General features: G+C 72.7%; 20 protein-coding genes. 7 read left to right on the forward strand and 13 right to left on the reverse strand.

Features of this window, described 5'->3' with window-relative positions:
- Positions 1–185: 185 nt before the first annotated feature.
- The 10 genes from V6V47_RS31250 to ftsY form a co-directional block, all read right to left on the reverse strand.
- Positions 186–1265, reverse strand: coding sequence for an amidohydrolase family protein (locus V6V47_RS31250; RefSeq protein ID WP_334632136.1), 1080 nt, complete (start codon positions 1263–1265; stop codon positions 186–188).
- 18 nt (positions 1266–1283) lie between these two features.
- Positions 1284–1430, reverse strand: coding sequence for a hypothetical protein (locus V6V47_RS31255; protein WP_334632138.1), 147 nt, complete (start codon positions 1428–1430; stop codon positions 1284–1286).
- Positions 1405–2967: a signal recognition particle protein gene (gene ffh / locus V6V47_RS31260; protein WP_334632139.1), complete on the reverse strand. Its 1563-nt coding sequence runs from the start codon at positions 2965–2967 to the stop codon at positions 1405–1407. Before ffh ends, V6V47_RS31255 begins: the two co-directional genes overlap by 26 nt.
- A 145-nt stretch (positions 2968–3112) precedes the next feature.
- The gene (locus V6V47_RS31265; RefSeq protein WP_334632140.1) at positions 3113–3769 is read right to left on the reverse strand and encodes a response regulator transcription factor; all 657 of its coding nucleotides are present in this window, start codon (positions 3767–3769) and stop codon (positions 3113–3115) included.
- The gene (locus V6V47_RS31270; protein ID WP_334632141.1) at positions 3766–4887 is read right to left on the reverse strand and encodes a sensor histidine kinase; all 1122 of its coding nucleotides are present in this window, start codon (positions 4885–4887) and stop codon (positions 3766–3768) included. The genes V6V47_RS31265 and V6V47_RS31270 overlap by 4 nt, the downstream gene beginning before the upstream one ends.
- Before the next feature lie 94 nt (positions 4888–4981).
- Positions 4982–7258 (reverse strand): [protein-PII] uridylyltransferase, encoded by a 2277-nt coding sequence (locus V6V47_RS31275; protein WP_334632142.1) that lies wholly within the window; start codon positions 7256–7258, stop codon positions 4982–4984.
- Positions 7259–7275: 17 nt separating this feature from the next.
- Entirely contained in the window at positions 7276–7614 is a 339-nt protein-coding gene (locus V6V47_RS31280) for a P-II family nitrogen regulator (protein WP_007456507.1), read from the reverse strand.
- A gap of 25 nt (positions 7615–7639) precedes the next feature.
- Positions 7640–9055 (reverse strand): ammonium transporter, encoded by a 1416-nt coding sequence (locus V6V47_RS31285; protein WP_334632143.1) that lies wholly within the window; start codon positions 9053–9055, stop codon positions 7640–7642.
- 241 nt (positions 9056–9296) lie between these two features.
- The gene (locus V6V47_RS31290) at positions 9297–10160 is read right to left on the reverse strand and encodes an aminoglycoside phosphotransferase family protein (protein ID WP_334632145.1); all 864 of its coding nucleotides are present in this window, start codon (positions 10158–10160) and stop codon (positions 9297–9299) included.
- A gap of 6 nt (positions 10161–10166) precedes the next feature.
- Entirely contained in the window at positions 10167–11348 is a 1182-nt protein-coding gene (gene ftsY, locus V6V47_RS31295; protein ID WP_334632146.1) for a signal recognition particle-docking protein FtsY, read from the reverse strand.
- A gap of 84 nt (positions 11349–11432) precedes the next feature.
- Between ftsY and V6V47_RS31300 the strand changes: the two genes are divergently transcribed.
- The 5 genes from V6V47_RS31300 to V6V47_RS31320 all read left to right on the forward strand — a co-directional run bounded on the left by V6V47_RS31300 (position 11433) and on the right by V6V47_RS31320 (position 16465).
- Positions 11433–13160: an alkaline phosphatase D family protein gene (locus V6V47_RS31300; RefSeq protein ID WP_334632147.1), complete on the forward strand. Its 1728-nt coding sequence runs from the start codon at positions 11433–11435 to the stop codon at positions 13158–13160.
- Positions 13161–13170: 10 nt separating this feature from the next.
- The gene (locus V6V47_RS31305) at positions 13171–13611 is read left to right on the forward strand and encodes a MarR family winged helix-turn-helix transcriptional regulator (RefSeq protein ID WP_334632148.1); all 441 of its coding nucleotides are present in this window, start codon (positions 13171–13173) and stop codon (positions 13609–13611) included.
- A 156-nt stretch (positions 13612–13767) separates the two neighbouring features.
- Positions 13768–15384 carry an MDR family MFS transporter gene (locus V6V47_RS31310; RefSeq protein WP_334632150.1) on the forward strand — a complete coding sequence of 539 codons (1617 nt, stop codon included), beginning with the start codon at positions 13768–13770 and terminating at the stop codon, positions 15382–15384.
- Between the two features lie 11 nt (positions 15385–15395).
- The gene (locus V6V47_RS31315) at positions 15396–15890 is read left to right on the forward strand and encodes a universal stress protein (RefSeq protein ID WP_334632151.1); all 495 of its coding nucleotides are present in this window, start codon (positions 15396–15398) and stop codon (positions 15888–15890) included.
- 44 nt (positions 15891–15934) lie between these two features.
- Positions 15935–16465: a DinB family protein gene (locus V6V47_RS31320; protein WP_334632153.1), complete on the forward strand. Its 531-nt coding sequence runs from the start codon at positions 15935–15937 to the stop codon at positions 16463–16465.
- 7 nt (positions 16466–16472) lie between these two features.
- Here V6V47_RS31320 and V6V47_RS31325 read toward each other — a convergent pair whose 3' ends face one another.
- The 3 genes from V6V47_RS31325 to V6V47_RS31335 form a co-directional block, all read right to left on the reverse strand.
- Positions 16473–17093 (reverse strand): HAD family hydrolase, encoded by a 621-nt coding sequence (locus V6V47_RS31325; protein WP_334632155.1) that lies wholly within the window; start codon positions 17091–17093, stop codon positions 16473–16475.
- On the reverse strand, positions 17093–20707 hold the full coding sequence (gene smc, locus V6V47_RS31330) for a chromosome segregation protein SMC (protein WP_334632156.1): 3615 nt from the start codon (positions 20705–20707) through the stop codon (positions 17093–17095). The genes V6V47_RS31325 and smc overlap by 1 nt, the downstream gene beginning before the upstream one ends.
- 356 nt (positions 20708–21063) lie before the next feature.
- On the reverse strand, positions 21064–21258 hold the full coding sequence (locus tag V6V47_RS31335; protein WP_007456482.1) for a hypothetical protein: 195 nt from the start codon (positions 21256–21258) through the stop codon (positions 21064–21066).
- A gap of 371 nt (positions 21259–21629) precedes the next feature.
- Between V6V47_RS31335 and V6V47_RS31340 the strand changes: the two genes are divergently transcribed.
- Both V6V47_RS31340 and V6V47_RS31345 read left to right on the forward strand, forming a co-directional pair.
- Positions 21630–22799 carry a CAP domain-containing protein gene (locus V6V47_RS31340; protein WP_334632157.1) on the forward strand — a complete coding sequence of 390 codons (1170 nt, stop codon included), beginning with the start codon at positions 21630–21632 and terminating at the stop codon, positions 22797–22799.
- Positions 22800–22904: 105 nt separating this feature from the next.
- Positions 22905–23747 carry an endo alpha-1,4 polygalactosaminidase gene (locus V6V47_RS31345; protein ID WP_334632158.1) on the forward strand — a complete coding sequence of 281 codons (843 nt, stop codon included), beginning with the start codon at positions 22905–22907 and terminating at the stop codon, positions 23745–23747.
- The last annotated feature ends 115 nt before the right edge of the window (positions 23748–23862 follow it).

Here is a 23862-nt window from a genome sequence, read left to right on the forward strand (position 1 = left end):
CACGCGCCGCGCCCGCACGCGCCGCGCCCGCACGCGTCGCCCCCGCACGCGCCGCGCCCGCACGCGCCGCGCCCGCACGCGCCGCGTCGATCTAGGGGAAATCGCTGTCGCAGGAGATCGACAAGCAGCCAAATTCCCTAGATCAACGCGGCGCAGGGGTGCCCAGGACGCCGCGGCGACGCCGGTCAGCGGAGGACGCGACCGCGCAGGATCGTGCGGGAGGGGGCGCGGACCACGCGCAGGTCCTGGCGGGGGTCTTCGGGGTAGACGACCAGATCGGCCAGGCCGCCCTCGACCAGGCCGGGGAAGCCGAGCCAGCTCCGGGCACCCCATGACGCGGCGGCGAGCACGTCGAGAGGTGCCATGCCGGCCCGTTCGTGCAGCAGCAGCATCTCCTCGGCGGCCAGCCCGTGGTCGATGCCGCCGCCCGCGTCGGTGCCCACGTAGATCGGCACGCCCGCCTCGTACGCGGCCCGCACCACCTCGGGGAAGCCGTCCCGCAGCGCGAGCATGTGCTCGGCGTACCCGGGGAACTTGGCGCGCGCCTGCTCGGCGATGCCGCCGAAGGTCGCGATGTTGATCATTGTGGGCACCAGTGCCGTGCCTTGGCGGGCCATCTCGTCGATCAGTTCGAGGCTCAGCCCGGTGCCGTGCTCCACCGAGTCCACCCCGGCCCGCACCATGATCTCCACGGCGGACTCGGAGAAGGTGTGCACGGCGGCGCGTACCCCGGCGGCGTGCGCGGCCTGGACGGCCGCGGTGAGGGTGTCCGCGTCCCAGGCCGGCGCCAGGTCGCCCACGCCACGGTCGATCCAGTCGCCGACGAGCTTGACCCAGCCGTTGCCGGCCCGCGCCTGCGCGGTCACCGTCGTGGACACCTCGGCCGCGCCGACCTCCACGCCGATGTCGCGCAGGTAGCGCTTCGGCGGTGCGACGTGTCGACCGGCGCGGGCCAGTCGCGGCAGGTCCGGCTCGTCGTCCAACTCGGGGTACGGGAACGGCGAGCCGGCGTCGCGGATCGCCAGCACCCCGGCGTCCCGGTCGACCCGGGCCAGTTCGCGGGCCTGGTCGAGGGAGGTGATCGGGGCCCCGCCACGGGCGATGCCGAGGTGGCAGTGCGCGTCGACCAGGCCCGGCAGGACGAAGCCTCCGTCGACGACCGTCTCCGCCCCCGGCACCGGGCTGAAGGTCACCCGGTCGCCGACCAGCCAGAGATCCCGAACCTCGTCGTCGGGGAGCAGCACACCGCGCACATGAAGGGCCATGCGCACAGTCCTACCCGATCACTCCCCCTCGGGGGCGAGCAGGTCGTTCTTCCGAGTAGTCAGGGCCGGTAGGTCCACGGAGACCTTCCACGGCTGCTCGGCGACGAACAGGTCCTCGGTGTGCGCGACCTGCTCGTACTCAGCGGGGGCGGTTGTCGCCACCACCCTTGCCGAGCTTGTTGAAGTCGATCTTCGGGAGCTTGAAGCCCGGCGGCAGGCCCTGGCCGCCCGACAGGTCGTTGGGGTCCATGCCCGGCGGGAGCTGCGGCATGCCGCCCGGGAAGCCGCCCGGCAGGCCGGTGCCCGCACCGGTACGCGGACGACCGCCACCCTTGGTGCCCTTGCGCTTGTTCTTGGGGCTCTTGGTCGCCTTGCGCCGACCGCCGCCGGGCAGGCCCATCATGCCGCCCATCTGCTTCATCATCTTCTGCGCGTCGGTGAAGCGGTTGAGCAGCTGGTTGACGTCCATGACGGTCACCCCGGAGCCGTTGGCGATGCGCGCCCGGCGGGAGCCGTTGATGATCTTCGGGTTGGTCCGCTCGCCGGGGGTCATCGACCGGATGATCGCGGTGACCCGGTCGAAGTGACTGTCGTCGAGGTCGGCGAGCTGATCCTTCATCTGCCCCATGCCGGGCATCATGGCCAGCACGTTGGCGATCGGCCCCATCCGCCGCACCGCGATGAGCTGGTCGAGGAAGTCCTCCAGAGTGAACTGCTCACCGCCCATCAGCTTGGCGGTCATCTTCTCTTTCTGATCGGCGTCGAAGGCCTGCTCGGCCTGCTCGATCAGAGTGAGGACGTCGCCCATGCCGAGGATCCGGCTGGCCATCCGGTCGGGGTGGAAGACGTCGAAGTCCTCCAACTTTTCGCCGGTGGAGGCGAACAGGATCGGCTGCCCGGTCACCTCGCGCACCGACAGTGCGGCGCCACCACGGGCGTCACCGTCGAGCTTGGAGAGCACCACGCCGGTGATGCCGACGCCGTCGCGGAACGCCTCGGCGGTACGCACCGCGTCCTGACCGACCATCGCGTCGATGACGAAGATGACCTCGTCCGGCTGGACCGCGTCGCGGATGTCGGCGGCCTGCTGCATCATCTCGGCGTCGATGCCGAGTCGGCCGGCGGTGTCGACGATGACGATGTCCCGGGCAGCCCGCTTCGCGTGCTCGATCGAGGCGCGGGCCACCTGCACCGGGTCACCGGTGCCGTTGCCGGGCTCCGGGGCGTACACCTCGACACCGGCCCGACCACCGAGCACCTGGAGCTGCCCGACGGCGTTGGGGCGCTGGAGGTCGGCGGCCACCAGCAGCGGCTGGTGGCCCTGGCCCTTGAGCCAGCGGGCCAGCTTGCCGGCCAGGGTGGTCTTACCGGAACCCTGGAGACCGGCCAGCATGATCACCGTCGGCGGCTGCTTGGCGAACTGGAGCCGCCGACCCTCGCCGCCGAGCACGGTGATCAGCTCTTCGTTGACGATCTTGATGATCTGCTGGGCCGGGTTCAGTGCCTCGGAGACCTCGGAGCTGCGCGCCCGCTCCTTGACGTTCGCGATGAAGCCCTTGACCACCGGCAGCGCGACGTCCGCCTCCAGCAGCGCGAGGCGGATCTCACGCGCGGTGGCATCGATGTCGGCGTCGGTGAGCCGCCCCTTGCCGCGGAGCTTGGTGAAGATCCCGGATAGGCGGTCACTCAAGGTGTCAAACACGCGAACATCCCGTTTGTCAGTGTTCCGGCGGGCACAACGTGGTCGGCAGTGCGGAGTCCGACCACCGCTAGGGTAGCGGGCCGGCCGCACGGCCGCTGTCGGCCGGCCCGGCCCGACTCCCGGCCACCCCGGCCGTGCCACGCCGTCAACCGGAAACCAACCCCGACTGGTACGCGAAGACGACCAGCTGGGCCCGGTCCCGGGCGCCCAGCTTGCCCATCGCCCGGCTGACATGGGTACGCGCGGTCGCCGGACTGACCACCAGGCGTGCGGCGATCTCGTCGTTGTTGAGCCCTTCACCGACCAACCCGACCACCTCGCGCTCCCGGTCGGTGAGCGCGTCCAGCCGGGGGTGCGGCCGGGGCACCCGGGACGGCCGGGTGGCGAACTCCCGCACCACCCGCCGGGTCACCGACGGCGACAGCAGCGCCTCCCCCTCGGCGACCAGCCGGATCGCCCGCAGCAGCTCGGCCGGCCGGGTGTCCTTGGTGAGGAACCCGCTGGCGCCGTGCCGCAGCGCGTCGAACACGTACTCGTCCAGCTCGAAGGTCGTCAGCACCACCACCCGGGTACCGGCCAGGTCTGGGTCGGCGACGATCCGCCGGGTGGCCTCGATCCCGTCGATGCCAGGCATCCGGATGTCCATCAGCACCACGTCCGGCCGTTCCCGACGAGCCAGCTCCACCGCCCGCAGCCCGTCGGACGCCTCCCCGGCCAGCGCCAGGTCCTCCTCGCTCTCCACCAGCGTGCGCAGCCCGAGCCGGACCAGATCCTGGTCGTCGGCGATCAGCACCCGGATCACGCGGTAGGCCCCATCGGCAGCCGGGCGGACACCCGGAAGCCGCCGCCGGGGCGGGGCCCGGTGGTCAGCTCCCCGCCCAGCGCGGCGACCCGCTCGCGCATCCCGGCCAGGCCGTGCCCGGCCGTCCCGTCGCCGACGGTGCCACTCCCCCGGTCGGCGACCTCGACGACCAGCTCGTCGGCGCGGTGGTCGACGGTCACCTCGGCACTGGCCACCCCGGCGTGCCGCAACACGTTGGTCAACGCCTCCTGCACCACCCGGTACGCGGCCAGATCCACCGCCGCCGGCAGCTCCCGGCGAGCACCGAGCACCCGCAGCTCGACGGCGAGACCGGCCCCGGCGAGCCGGTCGCGCAGCGCGGGGAGCCGGGCCAGGCCGGGCACCGGCCCCCGTTCCGCGCCCTGCCGCACGGCACCCAGGGTGACCCGCAGCTCGTCCAGCGCCTCGCGGCTGGTCCGGCTGATCGCGGTCAACGCGGTCTCCGCCTGCTCAGGCCGTTTCGGCAGCAGGTGCAGGGCGATCTCCGCCTGCATGTTGATCGCGGCCAGCCCATGTCCCACCACGTCGTGCACCTCCTGCGCGATGCGCAGCCGCTCCTCGTCGACCTGTCGCCGGGCCTGCTCGGCGCGGCTGCGGGTCGTGGTCTCCCGGGTGGACCGCACGGCCACCCCCAGGGCGAACGGTACGACCACCCAGGCCGACGCGGGCAGCACTCCTTCCCACCCGGGCGCGGGGCCACGGGACCAGAAGATGTGCACCGACAGCCCGACGAACGCGCACCCGGTGGCCACCGCCGCCGGCCGGACCGCCAGCCGCACCGCCACCGTGTAGACGGCGATCAGGAAGGCGACCAGGATCGGGCCGTACGGGTAGCCGAGCACCAGGTACGTCGAGGTGGCCACGGTGGCCACGCCGAGCGTCGTCACCGGCACCAGCCGCCGGCCCACCAACGCCAACGCGGCGACCGCGACGAGCGCCCGACAGGTGGCGTCCACCGGTCTCGAACCCGGCTGGTTGTCCCCGGCCAGGGTGGTGGCGAGCAGCCCGAACCCGAGCAGCGCCAGCGCGAGCACGGCGTCCGTGGCCGTCTCCTGCCGTCGCCGGCCGCTCCATCGCATGGTCGTCATTCTGCCCGCGCCCGCCCCGGCCGTCGTGCGTCCGCGGGCGGCACCGCACCTACGCCCCCGGACGTACCCCCTGCGTCCTGCCGGGTCAGACGGCGGCGAGGACCGCGGCCTCCAGGCGGGCCCGGGTGGCGTCGTCCGGCCAGCCACCGACCAGGTAGAAGGCGTCGACCACGTCGGCACCGAGGGTGGAGATGCGGGCCGCGCGGACCAGGGCGCCCGCCTCGTCCAGGGCGCAGGTGACCCGGTAGAGCAGGCCGGCGGCGTCGGCGGCGCGCAGTTCCAGCAGCACCGCGTCGGTGGCCGCCTCGCGGTGCCAGACCACCCGGGGAGCCGCCCCGGCGCCCCGGGCGGCGAGCGCCCGGCCGCGGAGGCGCTGGGTGACCGACACGTCGCCGCCGACCGCCCGGCGCAGGTCGGCCCGGAGCGGGACCGGGTCCGGCGGTAGGCCGTAGCGGGGCTGGACCCGGCACTCGACCAGGGCGCGGCCGTCGACCGCGGAGGCGTCCGCGGAGATCACTTCCAGGCGGTGCAGGGCCAGGCAGCCGGCCACCGTGGCGAGCAGGCCCCGCCGGTCCGCCGCGGCCACCGCCACCCGGTCTCCGGTCAGGTGTACGACCGGCAGCGGGCCGGCCAGCAGTGCCGGGTCCGGGGCCGGCGGTTCGGGCAGTACGCCGGTGTCCAGTGCGGTGCGGACGCGGGCGACCAGCTCGGCGACCAGCCGGCCCTTCCAGTCCGACCAGGCCGCCGGCCCGGTTGCCGCCGCGTCCGCAAGGACCAGCGCGTGCAGCAGGTCGAGCGTGCCGGTGTCGCCGACCGCCTCGGCGACCGAGGCGATGGTGACCGGGTCGGACAGGTCCCGGCGGGTGGCCACGTCGGGCAGGAGCAGGTGCAGCCGGACCAGCGTGCCGATCAGCTCGGCCTCGGCGGCGGGCAGGCCGATCCGGGTCGCCACCGCCTCGGCCAGCGGCACACCGACCGTGCTGTGGTCACCGGGCAGTCCCTTGCCGATGTCGTGCAGCAGGGCACCGAGCAGCAGCAGATCCGGGCGGTCCACCTCGCGGGCGTGCCGGCTGGCCTCGTGGGCGGTCTGCACCAGGTGCCGATCCAGGGTGTACCGGTGCACCGGATTGTGCTGGGGCAGGCTGCGCAGCCGGGTCCACTCGGGCAGCCAGCCGTCGACCAGCCCGTACCGGTCACAGGTCTCCCAGGCCGGCACCAGGCCGGCGCCGGCGCCGAGCAGGGTGGTCAGCGCGGCCCGGGCCTCGGGCGGCCAGGGCGCGGGCAACGGCGGGCAGTACGCCGCCAGCCACTCGCAGGTGGCGCGGGCGATCGGCAGCCGGGTGGCCGCCGCGGCGGCGGCAATCCGCAGTGACAGGCTCGGGTCGGGACGGGCGCCGATCGCCGTCCGGGCGAGCACCAGCTCGCCGTCGTGCTCGACCACGTCACGGGCCACCGGGCGACGCGGCGGACGGCCGCCCGCCCCTCGGGAGCGGCCGGAGCGCAGCCGGTCGGCGGCTCGGAAGGCGTCGTCCAGGGCGTGACTGACCGTCCGTGCGTCGCCGGCGACCCGTCGCATGAGCGCGTCGCTGTCCTCCTGCCCGAGCAGCCGGGCCACTCCGTCGCGTTCCTGGGCGACCAGCCGGTCGACCCGGCGCCCGACCTGCTGGTGCAGGGCGTCCCGGGTGTCGAGCAGACGCAGGTGGGCGGCGCGGACGGCGGGGCGCAGCGCGTCGGTGATCCCGGCGGCGGAGATCGCCCGCAGCAGCCCCACGTCCCGCAGCCCGCCGGCGGCCTCCTTGAGGTCACCCTCGAGCAGGAAGGCCAGCTCGCCGTGGGCCTGCCAACGGGCGGCGGTGACCTCCCGCAGGCCGGGCATCTGGCGGACGGCGGTGCGCCGCCAGTGGTCGGCGGCGGTGCGGATCAGCGCGTCGGCCAACGCCCGGTCGCCGGCAACCAGCCGGGCGTCGAGCAGCCCGAGTGCGACCTTGACGTCGTCCTGTGCCACCGAGAGCGCCTCGGCGACGGTGCGCACCGAGTGGTCGAGCCGCAGGCCGGCGTCCCAGATCGGGTACCAGACCGAGGCGGCCAGCTCGTCCATGCCGGGCACCCCGGCGTGCAGCAGCACCAGGTCGAGGTCGCCGTACGGGGCACACTGCCGCCGGCCCAGCCCACCGACGGCGAGCAGCGCCACGCCCTCGCGCTCCGGCAGCAGACCGCGGAGGAAGTCGTCGTACGCCGCCGCCCGGGCCAGTCGGGCCGGCTCGCCGATCCCCCCGGGTACGCCGACGACCTCGTTGATCAAGGGAGCCGCGTCGCCGTTCCCGGCGCTCGCGGACGCGTTCCCCTTGATCAACGAGGTCATGTCGGTCGTGGCCCTGGTCAGAGGGCGTCGAGGCCGCGCTCGCCGGTACGCACCCGGACGACCTCCTCGACACCGGTGACCCAGACCTTGCCGTCGCCGATCTTGCCCGTGCGGGCGGCACCGACGATGGCGTCCACGATCTTTTCCACATCGATCTCGTCGGTGAGCACCTCGACCCGGATCTTGGGCAGGAACTCGACCGTGTACTCGGCACCCCGGTAGACCTCGGTGTGCCCCTTCTGCCGCCCGTACCCCTGGACCTCGCTGACGGTCAACCCGGCCACCCCGAGGGCGTGCAGGGCCTCCTTCACCGCGTCCAGTTGGTAGGGCTTGATGACCGCGGTCACCAGCTTCATGTCCAACCCCTCCATCTCAGGAACGTTAACCGGAGACCTTCGCGCTGACCGGCTCGACGGGAGCCGTACCGCTCGTCGCGCCGGCAGCGGGGGTGCCGATACCCGCCATCGCGAACGCGCCGCCCGTGCCGCCACCCGCCGGAGACAGGTCGTAGCTGCTCTCGGCGTGCTCGGCGATGTCGATGCCCTCGACCTCGGCCTCACCCTTCACGCGGAAGCCGATCGTCTTCTCGATGACGAAGGCGAGCACCCAGGCGACGCCGAACGACCAGACGGTCACGATCAGGCCGGCGAGCGCCTGGCGGCCCAACTGGGTCAGGCCGCCACCGTAGAAGAGGCCGTCCGAGCCGCCGACCACGTCGGTGATCGCGGCGTTGACCGAGTTGGTGGCGAACAGGCCCAGCCAGAGCGAGCCGATCCAACCGCCGACGAAGTGCACACCGACCACGTCGAGGGAGTCGTCGTAGCCGAGCTTGTACTTGAGGCTGACGGCGAGCGCGCAGACGATGCCGGCCACGATGCCGAGCAGGACTGCCGCCCACGGGGCGATGAAGCCGCAGGCCGGGGTGATGGCGACCAGGCCGGCGATGGCGCCGGACGAGGCACCGACCATGGTCGGCTTCCGGTCCTTGATCCACTCGACCGCGATCCAGCCGAGCACCGCGGCCGCCGTGGCGAGCTGGGTGTTGATGAACGCGAGCCCGGCGACCGAGTCGACAGTCAGCTCCGAGCCGGCGTTGAACCCGAACCACCCGAACCACAGCAGACCCGCACCGAGCGCGACCAGCGGGATGTTGTGCGGCTTCATGCCTTCGCGCGGCCAGCCGAGCCGCTTGCCGAGCACCAGGACCACGGCCAGGGCCGCCGCACCGGCGTTGATGTGCACCGCGGTGCCACCGGCGAAGTCCAACGCGTGGATGTGCCACCCCTCGGCACCGGCGCCGATGAACCCGCCGCCCCACACCCAGTGGGCGACCGGGAAGTAGACCAGGGTGGCCCAGCCGAAGGCGAACAACAGCCAGCCGGCGAACTTGGCCCGGTCGGCGATGGCACCGCTGATCAGCGCGACGGTGATCACCGCGAAGACCATCTGGAAAGCCATGAACACGTAGAGCGGAATCCCGATGCCGCTGGGGTTCTCCGCCGTGGCACCCCACAGGTCGGTCTCGGCGAGGAAGGTCTTGGTGCCGAGGTACGTGCTCGGGTCGCCCAAGAGACCGTTCTTGTCGGCCCCGAAGGCGACGCTGAAGCCGTAGAACCACCACAGAACAGAGATGAGCCCGATGGCGGAGAAGCTCATCATCATCATGTTGAGTACGCCCTTGGCCCGGTTGAGCCCGCCGTAGAACAGCGCCAGTCCCGGGGTCATGAGCAGCACGAGCGCGGTCGAAACCAGCAGCCACGTGGTATTGGCGCCGTCGATCGTCGGTGCTTCAGGCACGCTGGCCTCCTAAAGGTGAATTTCCTCCTTCGCGGCTTTCCGGGGCAGCGTCGCCCGTAGGCCGGTTGCGCGGAAGCTTCGCGGCCGGCTGTTTCACCTAGGGTCCCGTGCGGGTTTCCGTTTCGTGACGGGTTGTTTCGTACGTGTCACGAAGACCGCACAGTAGGCGGCATGGACGGTGGTGGATCACCCGGATGGCGTACGTCGATGGCTGAGCGGTCGCACACATCGACCGGACGGGTCAGCGCAGGGCGTTCTCCAACGCGTGCCGCTCGTAGTCGAGCAGCCGCAGGTCGCGCATCGGTCGGCGCAGGTGCCCCTTGTGCACGATCCGGACGAATGCCGGCTCACCCGCGGCGGCCATCCGGCGAATCCCCTCGACGTGGTCCACGACCCGCTTGCGGATGGTCCGGATCAGCCGGTGCCGGTCCCGGGGGATCAGCCCGTACGCGTCGGCGAAGAGCCGCAGCCGGCGCGGCCGGTCCGGGTTCTTCCAGCCCAGCGTGATCGAGTCCCGGTCGGCGAAGATCGGCACCCAGGTCCAGGCCGCGTACGCCACGTCGTAGATCCGCGCGCCGGGTGAGGCGAGGTCGAAGTCGATCAGCCCGAGGGTGCCGTCCGGCCGCCAGATCACGTTGTGCGGCGCGGCGTCGTGGTGGCAGATGACCTCGGTGTCCGGCGGCGGCGGCCCGAACGAGCGCCAGACCGCTCCCGGAGGCGGGGTGAAGCCGTACTGGGCGTCGTGGAACATCCGCAGCATGGTGGCGACGGTGACCAGCGCCTCGTCGGTCGTCCAGTGCGGGGCGAGCGGGTACTCCCCACACTCCCCCTCCAGGTACGACAGCACCTCCCGGTTGCGCTCGTCCATGCCGAGCGCCCGGGGCGCGCCGGTGAAGCCGACGTACTCCAGGTGCCGCAGCAGGGCGTGCACGGACGGGGTCCACGGTCCGGCGTTGCGGCGGACCGTGTCACCGACCCGGACCACGGTGCTCACGTTGCCACCGTGCAGCGGGATCTCCTGCGAAGTCACGTACGGTCTCCCGAGGCGCTGCGAGGGATGGCTGGGCTCACGCCAGCCCGCGTACGCGCGGTCGTCACTGCTCACCCGAGACTACGCGTCCCGTCCGGTGGCCTCGCCGCCCAGCAACGCGTCGACGAACTGCGCCGGGTCGAACGGGGCCAGATCGTCCTTGCCCTCGCCGAGGCCGACCAGCTTTACCGGAATGCCGAGCTTGCGCTGTACGGCGATCACGATGCCACCCTTCGCGGTGCCGTCGAGCTTGGTGAGCACCACGCCGGTCACGTTGACCACCTCGGTGAAGACCCGGGCTTGCTCCAGGCCGTTCTGCCCTGTCGTGGCGTCCAGGATGAGCAGTGTCTCATCGATCGGGCCCTGTTTCTCCACCACCCGCTTGACCTTGCCCAGCTCGTCCATCAGGCCGACCTTGTTCTGCAGGCGGCCGGCGGTGTCGATGAGCACGGTGTCCACGCCGGTGTCGATGCCCCGCTTGACCGCGTCGAACGCGACGCTGGCCGGGTCGGCGGCCTCCGGGCCACGGACGGTCTCCGCGCCGACCCGCGACCCCCAGGTCTCGAGCTGGTCGGCGGCGGCGGCCCGGAAGGTGTCGGCCGCGCCGAGCAGCACGGTACGGCCGTCGGCCACCAGCACCCGGGCGATCTTGCCGCAGGTGGTGGTCTTGCCGGCGCCGTTGACCCCGACCACCAGCACGACCGCCGGAGCGCCGTCCTTCGGGGTGGTCCGCAGCGAACGGTCCAGGCTCGGGTCGAGCGCGTTGACCAGCTCGGCGGCGAGCAGCGCCCGCAGCTCGCCGGCCGACCGGGTGCCCAGCACCCGCGTCCGCTCGCGCAGCCGGTCGACGATCTCGCGAGTGGCGTCGATGCCGACGTCGGCGGTGATCAGGCTGTCCTCGATCTCCTCCCACGCGTCCTCGTCGAGGTGGTCGCGGGCGAGCAGGCCGAGCAGGCCCTTGCCGAACACGTTCTGCGAGCGGGACAGCCGGGAGCGGAGGCGGACCAGCCGCCCGGCGGTCGGCTCGGGCACCTCCACGGCCGGCGCCTCGATCACCGGCGGCTCAACCAGGACACCGGTGGACAGGTCGGACTCCGGTGCCTCGACCGGCGGGCCGGCCAGATCCTCCTCGGCCCGGGTGTCGACCTCGGTGCGTGGCAGCGGTGGCTCGGGCCGCCGGCGCAGCCGTGGCACGACCAGCCCGACTGCGCCGACAATCAGCACACCGAGCAGGACCAGAGCGAGGACGAGATATTCCGCCATGCCGGAATCCTGTCAGATGCCGACGACGGCGTCCCAGCCACCGCACCCGGCCGGCCCCAAGGAACCGGCGGTACGCTCGGCGACATGCCCGCCGAACACCTCCTCATCGGCCCGCTCCTGCGCCGAGTGGTGGACACCCGGGCGACCGTCTGGGTCGAGACGGCGGCGCCCGCCGTGATCACCGTCCGCACCGCCGATGGCGCCACCGGCACCGCACCCACCTTCTCGGCGTACGACCATCACTACGCGCTCGTGGTGGTGGAGGGGCTCACCCCGGACAGCACGACCACCTACGAGGTGCTGGCCGACGACGAGGTGGTCTGGCCGATCCCGAACTACGGCTTCCCGCCGAGCGTGATCCGCACCCGGGCCGCCGACGACCGGGATCAGCCGGTCAACCTGATCTTCGGCTCGTGCCGGGAGACGACTCAGCACGCCACCACCCGCAAGCTCCCACCGGACGCGCTGGACGCGTACGCCCGGCGGTTGATGGCCGACCCGGAGGCGGCGGCGCTGCCCGACCTGCTGGTGCTGCTCGGTGATCAGGTGTACGCCGACAACACCTCGCCGACGGTCCGCCGGCTGCTGCGTCGGCGCCGGCGGCGGCCGAAGGGCGCCCCGGCCGACCAGGTGGTGAGCTTCGACGAGTACACGAAGCTCTACCTGGAGTCCTGGCGGGATCCGGAGATCCGCTGGCTGCTCTCCACGGTGCCGAGCGTGATGATCTTCGACGACCACGAGATCATCGACGACTGGAACACGTCGGCGTCCTGGCGGTCGGAGGTCCGTGACCAGCCGTGGTGGGCCGAGCGGATCGGGAGCGGGCTCGCCTCGTACTGGGTGTACCAACACCTGGGCAACCTCTCCCCCGACGAGGTCGCCGCGGACCCGGTCTACGCCAAGGTCGCCGCCGCCGAGGACGCCACGGGCGTGCTGCGCGAGTTCGGGCACCGGGTCGACCAGGAGTCCGACCTGGCACACGACACCGAGCGCTGGCGTGCGGTGCAGTACCAGTGGAGCTACTCGCTGGACCTGGGCCGGACCCGGCTGGTGATGCTGGACAACCGGTGCAGTCGGGTGCTGGAGCCCGGTCAGCGGGCGATGTTGCCGCCGGGCGAGTGGGCCTGGTTCCTCGACCAGGCGCACGGGATCTACGACCACCTGGTGGTCGGGGCCTCGCTGCCCTGGCTGCTGCCGCAGGGCATCCACAACCTCGAGGCGTGGAACGAGAAGCTGGCCGACTCACGCCGACCCTGGGTGGCGCGCGGGGCGGAGAAGCTGCGCCGGGCGCTCGACCTGGAGCACTGGGCGGCCTTCCGGCGCTCCTTCGAGGCGATGGCGGCGACCTTCGCCCGGATCGGCACCGGCACGCCGGCGGAGCCCGGCGCGCGGGTCGGCGCCGGTCCGGCGTACGCCCCGCCGGCGTCGATCAGCGTGCTCTCCGGGGACGTGCACCACTCGTACGTCGCCCGGGCCCGGTTCCTCGACCCGGCGGTGGTCACTCCGGTGCACCAGCTCACCTGCTCGCCGATCCACAACCAGGTGCCGGCGGCCATCCGCCCGCTGATGCGGATGGGCTGGTCGCCCGGCCCGGCCGGGGTCACCCGGGCGCTGGCCCGCTCGGCGGGCGTCCGCCGTCCGGGGGTGCGCTGGCGCAAGCTGGCCGGCCCGTACTTCGGTAACGCGGTCGCCACACTGACCCACCGGGGCCGTACGGCCGAGGTGACCATCGAGGGCACCACGAGCGACGGCCACCTCCGCCCGGTGATGCGCCGCCGCCTCTCCCGCGACGACGGAGCCGACCGGCCGTAGTCTCTACGCCGTGGACGAGCACCTGCCGGAGCCGATTCGGACGGTCGAGCACGAGTTGACCGCCCTGCTACGTCGTGGTCGTGCGGTCTCCTGGGAGATCGCCCGCGAGGTGCACCCGACTCTCGAACCGAACACCTACGGGCTGCTGCTCTGGCTGCGGCGCAGCGGCTCGATCCGGTTGACCGAGCTCGCGACTCGGCTCGGTGTGGGCAAGGGGACGCTGAGCCGGCAGATCAACGGCCTGGAATCGCTCGGCCTGGTGAACCGCGACCCCGATCCCAGCGACCGGCGGGCCGCGCAGATCAGCCTCACCGAGGAGGGCCAGCGCAAGTTCGACGTCGCCCGGGCCGCCCGGCTGGGGGAGTTCCTGCGCGCCCTGGACGGCTGGCCGGACCGGGACGTCGAGGAGTTCGCCCGACTGCTCGCCCGGTTCAACGACCGCTGGACCTGACCCGGCCGCTGGACCTCACCCGGAACGTGGGGAATGTCCCACTGGTCCGCCACGTTGTTGCTTGAGGCAACCACAGGCATACGGTTGCCCCAAGCAACTCTTCAGGCGGCCGTGCGCGACAAGCCCCCGCCGTTCCACCTTCCGGAGGCAACAACGATGACCCAGGCGACAGCGCCCACAAGGCCGACCGCCGTCAACATGACCCACCGGCAGATCATGGAGGCACTCTCCGGTCTGCTGCTGGGCCTGTTCGTCGCGATCCTCTCCTCCACGGTCATCTCGAACGCGCTGCCGCGGATCATCACCGAACTGCACGGCGGTCAGTCCGCGTACACCTGGGTTGTCACCTCAGCCCTGCTCGCGACCACCGCGACAACCCCGATCTGGGGCAAGCTCGCCGACCTGACCAGCAAGAAGACCCTCGTCCAGATCGCCCTGGGGATCTACGTGCTGGGCTCGGTGCTGGCCGGTGCCGCACAGGGCACCAGTGAGCTGATCGCCTGCCGGGTGCTCCAGGGCATCGGTGCCGGCGGGCTCACCGCGCTGGCCCAGGTGATCATGGCGACCATGATCACGCCGCGTGAGCGGGGCCGCTACAGCGGCTACCTCGGCGCCGTGATGGCCGTCGGCACCATCGGCGGCCCACTGATCGGTGGCGTGATCGTCGACACCTCCTGGCTCGGCTGGCGCTGGTGCTTCTACGTCGGCGTGCCGTTCGCCATCGCCGCGCTGGTCGTGCTCCAGAAGACCCTGCACCTGCCCGTGGTGAAGCGGAAGGCGCAGATCGACTGGTGGGGTGCCACGCTGATCACGGCGGCCGTCTCGGTGCTGCTGATCTGGGTCTCGCTCGCCGGCGACCAGTTCGCCTGGGTCTCCTGGGAGACCGCCGTCATGGTGCTCGGCGCGCTGGCACTCGGCGCGCTCGCGATCCGGGTGGAGAGCCGGGCCGCCGAGCCGATGATCCCGCCGCGCCTGTTCCGCAACCGCACCATCAGCCTGGCCGTCGTCGCCAGCATCGCAGTCGGCGTGGGCATGTTCGGTGCGTCGATCTTCCTGGGCCAGTACTTCCAGATCAGCCGCGGCGAGAGCCCGACCATGTCCGGCCTGATGACCCTGCCGATGATCCTCGGCCTGGTGATCGCCTCCACGGTGGGTGGGCGGATCATCACCCAGACCGGCCGTTGGAAGCGCTTCCTGGTGAGCGGCTCGGCGCTGCTCACGGTGGGCTTCGCGCTGATGGGCACGATCCGCGCGGACACCAGCTTCACCCTGCTCAGCGTCTACATGGCGCTGGTCGGCGTCGGTCTCGGCCTGACCATGCAGAACCTGGTCCTCGCCGTGCAGAACACCGTCGGCCCGCACGAGATCGGTGCGGCCAGCTCGGTGGTCGCGTTTTTCCGCAGCCTGGGCGGCGCGATCGGTGTCGCCGCGCTCGGCGCGGTGCTCGCCCACAAGGTCAAGAGCTACAGCGCCGAAGGGCTCGCCCACCTCGGCATCCCCGTGCCCAGCTCGGGTGGCGGCGTCCTGCCCGACGTGCACACCCTGCCCGGCCCGCTGCGGGCCGTGGTCGAGGGCGCGTACGGCCACGGCGCCGGTGACATCTTCCTGGCCGCCACCCCGTTCGCGCTGATCGCGCTGATCGCGGTGTGCTTCATCAAGGAGGTGCCGCTGCGGCAGCACAACGGCGACCCGGTCGGCGACGAGGTCGAGCGGGAGTCGACCCTCGCGGCCGGCGCCGGTGCCGCGGTGGTCCGTACCGGCGAGCAGAGGTGAGGTAACCAGCCATGAGCGTGGGAGCACCGGATCGCGAGGAGTACGGCCCGAGGACCCGTCCGCTGCCGTTTGAGCGCGGCACGGACGGCCCCCGGGTGGTGATGGTCGGCGTGGACGGCACCCGCACCTCCGAGCGGGCCGGCTCGTACGCCGCCGGCCTGGCCCGCCGGCAGGGCGCCGCGCTGGTGGTCGTCTTCGTCAGCTCGGCGAGCGGGCTGACCGCCCTGGTGCCGGGCATGGACGCCGGCGCGGTCCAGCGGACCCACGAGGAGTTGGCCGACGAGCTGCGCCGGGAGTGTCGACGCGCAGCCGAGGAGTGGGGCGTGCCGCTGACCTTCCTGTGCCGGCGCGGCGACGCGTACGCCGAGCTGTGCAGTGCGGCCGACGAGTTCCAGGCGGACATGGTGGTGGTGGGCGCCTCCGAGCAGGCCGGACACCGCCTGGTCGGCTCGGTCGCCACCCGCCTGGTTCGCACCGGCCGGTGGCCGGTCGTCGTGGTGCCCTGATAACCCGTCGCGGGATGTCCGGGGGGCCGGGCAGGATGCGCGGCATGACCTGGACCGCACCGGAGATCACCCGGACCCCCGAACCGTACGTCGGCGACGAGCGCACCATGCTCGAGGGCTGGCTCAACTACCACCGCGACACCCTGCTGCTCAAGTGCGCGGGGCTCACGGCCGAGCAGTTGAAGATCCCGAGCGTCGAGCCCTCCGGGCTCACCCTGCTCGGACTGGTCCGACACCTGGCCATGGTGGAGCGCTGGTGGTTCCGCGTCCGCGCCGCCGGTGAGCAGTTGGACGACCTCTACTGCACCGACGAGAGCCCCGACGGCGACCTGGAGGACATCGCCGACGCCGACGCCGCGACCGATTTCGCCACGTACGCCGCCGAGGTCGCGGCGGCCCGGGCGGCCGCGGCCGCGCTGTCCCTGGACGACACGTTCCTGCGGCGCCGCCGCGACGGCGGCGCCGACGAGATGAACGTCCGCTGGGTGTACGTGCACATGATCGAGGAGTACGCCCGGCACAACGGCCACGCCGACCTGATCCGGGAGCGGATCGACGGCGCGACCGGCGAGTGACCCGGCCTCAGTAGGCGAGTGCCGCCCGCAGGTAGCGCAGGTCGGCGTGCCCGCCCCACCGGTGCGCCGACAGCCCGGCGGAACGTGCGCCCCGCACGGCCCAGTCCTCGTCGTCGACGAACAGCACCCGGGCCGGCGGGGTGGCCAGCGCCGCGCAGGCCGCCGCGAAGTATTCCGGGGCCGGCTTGTGCACCCCGAGCGTCGAGGAGTTGACCACCACGTCCAGCTCGCCGACCAGGCCGAGTGCGGCCAGGTCGGCGTCGAGCAGGTCGGTGGCGTTGGTGGCCAGCCCGACCTTGACGCCGGCGGCGCGGACCTCCCGGACGACGTCGAGCACCTCGGTGTCGACCTCGCCCCGATAGCGCTGCCACTGCTCCACCGCGGCCCGCGCCCGCTCCGGGCCACCCGCCGGCTCGGTCAGCGCGTCGGCCACACTGCTCACCCAGTCCGCGTGGCTGAGCTGCCCGGTGAGCACCGGTTGGAGTCGGCCCCACTGCATGGCGATCTCGGTGAGCACCCCGTCGCCGAGGCCGTACTCCCGCTCCACGCCGGCGGCCACCGCCGGGTCGAACCGACGCAGTACGCCGTCCAGATCCAGCAGGAGCGCCGTCGCGCGTTCCCGAGCCACTACCCGTTCTCCTCGCCGCGGCCCTGCCGCTGCTCGTCCCCGTCGGCCCGGTTGAGCCGTTGACTGATCACCTGGGTGACCCCACTGCGCATGGTCACCCCGTAGAGCGCGTCCGCGATCTCCATCGTCCGCTTCTGGTGCGTGATGACGATCAGCTGGCTCTTCTCCCGCAACTGTGCCAGCAACGTGATCAGCCGGCCCAGGTTCACGTCGTCCAGAGCCGCCTCGACCTCGTCCATGATGTAGAACGGGCTGGGTCGGGCGCGGAAGATCGCCACCAGCATGGCCACCGCGGTCAGCGACCGCTCGCCACCGGAGAGCAGGGAGAGCCGCTTGATCTTCTTGCCCGGCGGGCGGGCCTCGACCTCGACGCCGGTGGTGAGCAGGTCGTCCGGCTCGGTGAGGATCAGCCGCCCCTCCCCGCCGGGGAAGAGCACGGTGAACACCTGCTCGAACTCGCGGGCGGTGTCCTCGAATGCGCTGGCGAAGACCTCCAGGATCCGCTCGTCGACGTCCTTGACGACGGTGAGCAGGTCCCGTCGGGTGGCTTTCAGGTCCTCCAACTGCTCGGAGAGGAACTTGTAGCGCTCCTCCAGCGCGGCGAACTCCTCCAGCGCGAGCGGGTTGACCTTGCCGAGCAGGGCCAGCTCACGTTCTGCCTTGGCGGCCCGCTTCTCCTGCACCGGTCGCTCGTAGCGCACCGGTTCGGGCACCGGCAGGCCATCGCGTTCGGCCATCGCGACGTCGGCCTGGGTGGGCGGCACGGGCTGGGCGGGGCCGTACTCGGCGACCAGCGTCTCCACGTCCAGCCCGAAGTCCTCGGCCGCCTTCGCCTCCAGCTGCTCGATGCGCAGCCGCTGCTCGGCGCGGGCCACCTCGTCGCGGTGCACCTGGCTGGTCAGCCGCTCCAGCTCGGCGGCGAGCCGCTTGGCTGCCCCGCGTACCTCCTGGAGCTCGGCCTCGCGGGCGGCGCGTTCCCGGGCGACGGCGTCGCGGTGCTCCTCGGCCGCCGCGATCGAGACGGTGAGCCGGCCGAGCGCCTCCCGGGCGCCACCGGCCACGGCCCGGGCGATGCCCGCGCCCCGAGTCCGGGCGGCGCGGCGGGCCGCAGCGCGTTCCCGGGCGGCCCGCTCCGCGGTGGCCTGCCGGGCCAGCGAGTCGGCGCGGCCGGCGATCGAGGAGACCCGCTCCTCGGCGGTACGCACCGCGAGCCGGACCTCCATCTCGTTCTGCCGGGACTGCGGCACCATCGCCGCGAGCTGGTCCCGTTCCTCGGCGGACGGCTCGGCGTCGACCGGCGTCTCCTCGGCCAGCCGCAGCCGCTCCTCCAGCTCGGCGAGTGCGAGGAGGTCCCGCTCCCGGGCCGCCTCCGCGCGGGCCCGGGACTCACCCAGCCGGTCGGTCTCCGCCTTCGCCGAGCGGGCCGCCGCGCCCAGCTCGGCCAGCCGGCGGGCGGCGGCGTTGCGGTGGCTCTCCGCCTCGCGCTTCTCGGCGGCGGCGTGCTGGACGGCCTCCTTGGCGACGGCCACCTCGGCGCGTGCCTCGACGAGCTGCTCGCGCAGCTCGGCACCGGTGCGCTCGGCGGCGAGCCGGTTGGTACGCGCCTCCTCGACGGCGGCCTGCACCTCGATGTAGCTCGGTGCCTTGGCCGACCCGCCGGCCGCCGCGTACGCCCCGACCACATCGCCGTCCGGGGTCACCGCCCGCAGCTCGGGGTTGGTGCCGACCAGCTCGGCTGCGGCGGCCAGATCGTCGACGAGCACCACGTCACGCAGCGCCCGGTGCACCGCGGGCCGCAGCTCGACGGCGCACTCCACCAGGTCGGGCGCCCAGCGGCCGCCGTCGGGCAGCTTCGGCCGCAGTGCGTCGGCGGAGCCGGTCATCCCCGGGCCGGCAGGGCTGCCCACGAGCAGGCCGGCCCGGCCTGCGTCGGAGATCTTCAACAGCCGCATCGCCTCGACGGCCTCGTCCACTCCGGTGACGGCGACCGCGTCGGCGAGGCCGCCGAGCGCGGCGGCCAGGGCGGCCTCGTGCCCCGGGGCGACGGTGAGCAGCCCGGCGAGGCTGCCGAGCAGGCCAGGGACGTCCCCGGCCCGGCCGAGCAGCGCGCCGGCGCCGTCCTTTCGGCGCAGGCCCAGGGCGAGCGCCTCCTCACGGGCCTTCCAGGTGGCGGCGTCCTTCTCGGCGGCCCGCTCGGCGTCGGTCAGCGAACGGACGGTGGCCTGGACCCGGTCCTGCCCGGCGACCGCCTCGGCGTGCCGGGCGTCCAGGTCGGCGTTGTCCCGGTCCGCCTCGGTGGACTGCGCGGCAACCGCGTCCAGGTCGGCCTGCGCCAGCTCGGCGCGGCCCAACGCGTCGGTGTGCGCCACGGCCAGCCGCTCGATCTCCTCACCTGCGCTGGTGGTCCGGGCGCGGGCCGAGTTGACCTGGCCGGTGAGCCGGGCCAGCCCCTCCCGTCGGTCGGCGATGGCCTTTGCGGCGGCGACCAGCTCGCGCTCGGCGGCGGCGAGCTGCCGTTCCAGCTCCTGGCGGTGCTCCACCGCCTCGGCCAGCCGGATCTGGTCGTCGGTGAGCGCGGCGCGCAGCTCCTCCTCCTGCTCGCGGATGCGCTCCGCCTCGGCCTCGAGCTGGTCCGGGTCGCGGCCGGTGCGCTCGTCGTCGCCGCTGGCGCTCAGGTGCCGCAGCCGTTCCAGGGCCAGTTGTTCGATCGAACGGAAGCGCTCCTGCAGGGCGGACAGCTTGTACCACGTGTCCTGGGCGGCGGCGAGCAGCGGCGCGTCCTCGGCCAGGGCGGCCTCCAGCTCGCCGAGCCGGCCCTGTACCTCGCCGTGCTCGGCCTCGATCTGCTCGCGACGCTCCCGCAGCGCGGTCTCGTCGGCGATCTCCCGGTCGAGGGTGGTCCGCAGGGTGGCCAGGTCGTCGGCGAGCAGCCGTAGTCGGGCGTCGCGCAGGTTGGCCTGGATGGCGGCGGCGCGCCGGGCGACCTCCGCCTGTCGACCCAGCGGCTTGAGCTGCCGGCGCAGCTCGGCGGTGAGGTCGGTGAGGCGGTTGAGGTTGGTCTGCATCGCGTCGAGCTTGCGGAGCGCCTTCTCCTTGCGCTTGCGGTGCTTGAGGACGCCGGCGGCCTCCTCGATGAACGCCCGACGGTCCTCCGGCTTGGCGTGCAGCATGCCGTCGAGCCGGCCCTGGCCGACGATGATGTGCATCTCCCGGCCGATGCCGGAGTCGGAGAGCAGCTCCTGGATGTCGAGCAGCCGGCAGGAGTTGCCGTTGATCTCGTACTCGCTCTCGCCGGAGCGGAACATCCGGCGGGTGATGGAGACCTCGGTGTACTCGATCGGCAGCGCGCCGTCGGTGTTGTCGATGGTGAGGGTGACCTCGGCGCGGCCCAGCGGCGCGCGGCCGGCCGTGCCGGCGAAGATCACGTCCTCCATCTTGCCGCCACGCAGCGCCTTGGCGCCCTGCTCGCCGAGCACCCAGGCGATGGCGTCGACGACGTTGGACTTGCCGGAGCCGTTCGGGCCCACCACGCAGGTGATCCCGGGCTCCAGCTTCAACGTCGTGGCGGAGGCGAAGGACTTGAAGCCCCGCACCGTCAGGCTCTTGAGATACACCTACTCGATCCTCGTCCGGTGGCCGCCGTACCGTCGCCGGCTGCGCGGACCTGGGTGAACCCGCAGACTAACCCGGTGGCGGGAGCGGTCTGGCACGCGACCCGCCCCGCTTCGCGTCGAACGAGGTGCCGCGGGCCGCTCGTGCTGTTCTTCCGATGGTGGCGAGAAGGGCTAATGGCGTTCATGATCGGCTTTTCGACCGACGTGTTTCCGGAAACTGCCGACGCGGTTCCGACCCGGCCACAACAAGATCATAAATCGTCGGCCACGAAAGGGGCCGGACAGCGTTGCGCGCCGGCACAGAGGTGTCGGCGCGCATTTTTGCGGTGGTGCGATTCAGTTTTCCGACCCGGAGATCAGGTCAGCGCCGGCTCGGCCAGACGGAGCAGATCGTCCGCCTCCGCCGCAGCCGCCGCGAGCCGATCATTGTCGGCGCGCAGACGCGTGATCTCGAACTCCAGTGCCTGAACCCTGGCACGCAGTCGGGTGACCTCGTCGAGCAGACGCCGGTCGGGCGCTGCACCTACGTGGCCGTAGAGGGCCTTCGCCATGCTGACTCCTTGATATGCGCTGCCGGAAAGGCCGGCCAACGCGCGCCCATTTGTACGCGGCTGTCATTCCAGCTGTATCTGGGCATGACCGGGCGCGACTGGCGACACCTATATATTGAGCCGCAAACCCCCTCTTCGTCAAGTTCTCGCAGGCCGTAGATCATCTCTACGTCGACCTGTCCACTTGGCTGGGGGCTGCCGCAAGGCACGGACACTCTCTGTCCGGACGCCTTTACTGTACGCCGTAATCCCCGGAAGTCCGCACCCTGGCGTCCGACTTCCCCTTAACTCTTCCTTAGCCACGTTGCCGCAGGTCACGGGCTGGTCGTAGCGTCAGCCGGGCCCGCAACCGACCCCGTGGAGGCAGAGCCGTGTACGGCTGGACCGACCCGATGGACCCGAATGGCGCCCTCCGGCGCGCCGAGCGGCCGACCGACGAGCCGGACTGGCTGAGCGACCGCCCGGAGCCTCGCTCGGCCTACCTGTTCGGCGACGACCCCGACCAGCCCGGCGACGAGTGGCACCGCACGGAGCCCACCGCCCGCTGGCAGCCCGAGCCGACGACCCCCACCGGGCCGGTCGAGCGCTGGGCCGGCGACGAGCCGACGGAGAGCAGGGTCGGCAACGAACCCTCGCACGACTGGCCCACACACGACTCCCACTACGAGCCGGCCGACCGCTGGGCTGCCCTCGACGCCGCCCACGAGTCGACCGACGGTTGGCGCGACGGCGGCCCGGCGCAGGCACCCGCCGACGAATGGACCCCCGGCGAACAGACCACCGCTGCCGCCGGCTCGGGCCGGCCGGGCGAGGGTCGACACCGCTCCCCCCGGCGCTGGCGCCGGCCGTTGCTGATCGGCGGCGCCGCCGCGGCGGCCACTCTCGTGGTGAGCCTCGGCGTCGGCGCGCTCGCCATGCCCGGCGGAGACGACGCGGCCAGCGAGCCGACCGCCGTCGACGACACCGTCGCCGCCGCACCGGCGGTGCCGACCGGAGAGCCCAGCGACATCGCGCCCTCCCCGACCGGCTCGCCCAGCCCGGCCCGGCCGAGCCCGACGCCCAGCAAGATCGTCAAGCCCACCCCGTCCCCGTCGCGTACCACCGCCGCCTCCCGGCGCAGCGCCCCGCGCGCCAACGCGGCGAGCACCGCCACCGGCGTCAGCGCGCAGGCCCGCGAGGTCGTGGATCTGGTGAACGCCGAGCGGGCGAAGGCTGGCTGCAAGGCGCTGAGCATCGACACCAAACTGATGACCGCGGCTCAGGGACACAGCCAGGACCAAGCCGACCACCAGAACATGTCGCACACCGGGAGCGACGGCAGCAACTCCGGCGTGCGGTTGGACCGGGTCGGCTACGCCTGGCGCTCCTATGGCGAGAACGTGGCGTGGAACCAGAAGACCCCGACCGCCGTGATGGACGCCTGGATGAACAGCTCCGGTCACCGGGCCAACATCCTGAACTGCTCGTTCACCGAGATCGGCGTCGGCATCGCCAGCAGCAACGGGCCGTACTGGACGCAGGTCTTCGCGACACCGCGCTGACCGCGCGTCGTCCACACGCCCGCGCTCGTTTGACCCGGTGAGGTGCGCCGGGGGCGGCGTACCGGTGGGGGCGGCGACGGGCCGCCCGGGACCCGGGAGCTGCCGATGCGGATCCGGTCACGGCGAGGCGCGGGGGCACGCCCGCTGCGCCGGATCCTGTCGGCCGGCGTCGCGCTCGTCCTCGTGGTGCCGGCGTACGGCTGCCGGGCCGGGCTGTCCTCGCCCGGCGCGCCCACTCCGTGGCCGGCCGACCAGGCCCGCCACTGGCAGTGGCAGTGGCAGATCGAGGGCCCACTCGACCCGACGGTCGACGCCGACGTCTTCCTGCTCGACCCGGTGACCACCACCACCGCCCAGACCGCCGACCTGCGCGCGCGGGATCGGCGGCTGATCTGCCAGGTGTACGTCGGGTCGGTCGACCCGGCCGACCCGGACGCCACCCGGTTCCCGCAGACCGTGCAGGGGTCGGCCGGCCGACGGCCCGGCAGCCGGTGGCTGGACGTCCGGGGGTGGGACGCTCTGCGACAGGTGCTGGCCGATCGGTTCCGGCTCTGCCGGGGCAAGGGGTTCGGCGCGGTGGCACTGGCCGACGCCGACGGGTACGCGCAGCGTTCCGGCTTTCCGCTGGCCTTCGATGACCAACTGCTGTTCAACCGCCGGCTGGCCGAGCTGGCCCGTTCGCTGGATCTCTCCCCCGGGCTGGTCAACGACGTGCCACAGCTCGCCGCGCTGGCACCGGACTTCGACTTCGCGGTCAACGAGGAGTGCGTTCGCCTGAGACAGTGCGCCAAGCTGCTGCCGTTCGCGGACGCCGGCAAACCGGTGTTCCACGTCGAATACTCCGGCTCGACCGACGGCTTCTGCGTCACCACCGTCGGGTACGGCTTCGCGTCGATCCGCAAGGAGCGGACGCTGGACGCCTGGCGGGCGCCCTGCCCGCTGGCCTGACTCCCGCCCCCACTCAGCCTTCGCGCCCTGCCCCTCGCCCCCTGCCCCTCGCCCCCTGCCCCTCTTGCCCCCTGCCCCTCGCCCCCCCGCCCCCTTGCCCCCTGCCCCTCGCCCC

The organism is Micromonospora sp. CPCC 205539 (genome assembly GCF_036906815.1).
Classification (GTDB): Bacteria; Actinomycetota; Actinomycetes; order Mycobacteriales; family Micromonosporaceae; genus Micromonospora.

Bases quoted from the DNA above. Each gene is read 5' to 3' on its own strand.
- V6V47_RS31250 (WP_334632136.1), bottom strand. From the start codon at position 1,265: ATGGCCCTTCATGTGCGCGGTGTGCTGCTCCCCGACGACGAGGTTCGG.
- V6V47_RS31270 (WP_334632141.1), bottom strand. From the start codon at position 4,887: ATGCGATGGAGCGGCCGGCGACGGCAGGAGACGGCCACGGACGCCGTG.
- V6V47_RS31275 (WP_334632142.1), bottom strand. From the start codon at position 7,258: ATGACCTCGTTGATCAAGGGGAACGCGTCCGCGAGCGCCGGGAACGGC.
- V6V47_RS31280 (WP_007456507.1), bottom strand. From the start codon at position 7,614: ATGAAGCTGGTGACCGCGGTCATCAAGCCCTACCAACTGGACGCGGTG.
- ftsY (WP_334632146.1), bottom strand. From the start codon at position 11,348: ATGGCGGAATATCTCGTCCTCGCTCTGGTCCTGCTCGGTGTGCTGATT.
- V6V47_RS31300 (WP_334632147.1), top strand. From the start codon at position 11,433: ATGCCCGCCGAACACCTCCTCATCGGCCCGCTCCTGCGCCGAGTGGTG.
- V6V47_RS31310 (WP_334632150.1), top strand. From the start codon at position 13,768: ATGACCCAGGCGACAGCGCCCACAAGGCCGACCGCCGTCAACATGACC.
- V6V47_RS31315 (WP_334632151.1), top strand. From the start codon at position 15,396: ATGAGCGTGGGAGCACCGGATCGCGAGGAGTACGGCCCGAGGACCCGT.
- V6V47_RS31320 (WP_334632153.1), top strand. From the start codon at position 15,935: ATGACCTGGACCGCACCGGAGATCACCCGGACCCCCGAACCGTACGTC.
- V6V47_RS31335 (WP_007456482.1), bottom strand. From the start codon at position 21,258: ATGGCGAAGGCCCTCTACGGCCACGTAGGTGCAGCGCCCGACCGGCGT.
- V6V47_RS31345 (WP_334632158.1), top strand. From the start codon at position 22,905: ATGCGGATCCGGTCACGGCGAGGCGCGGGGGCACGCCCGCTGCGCCGG.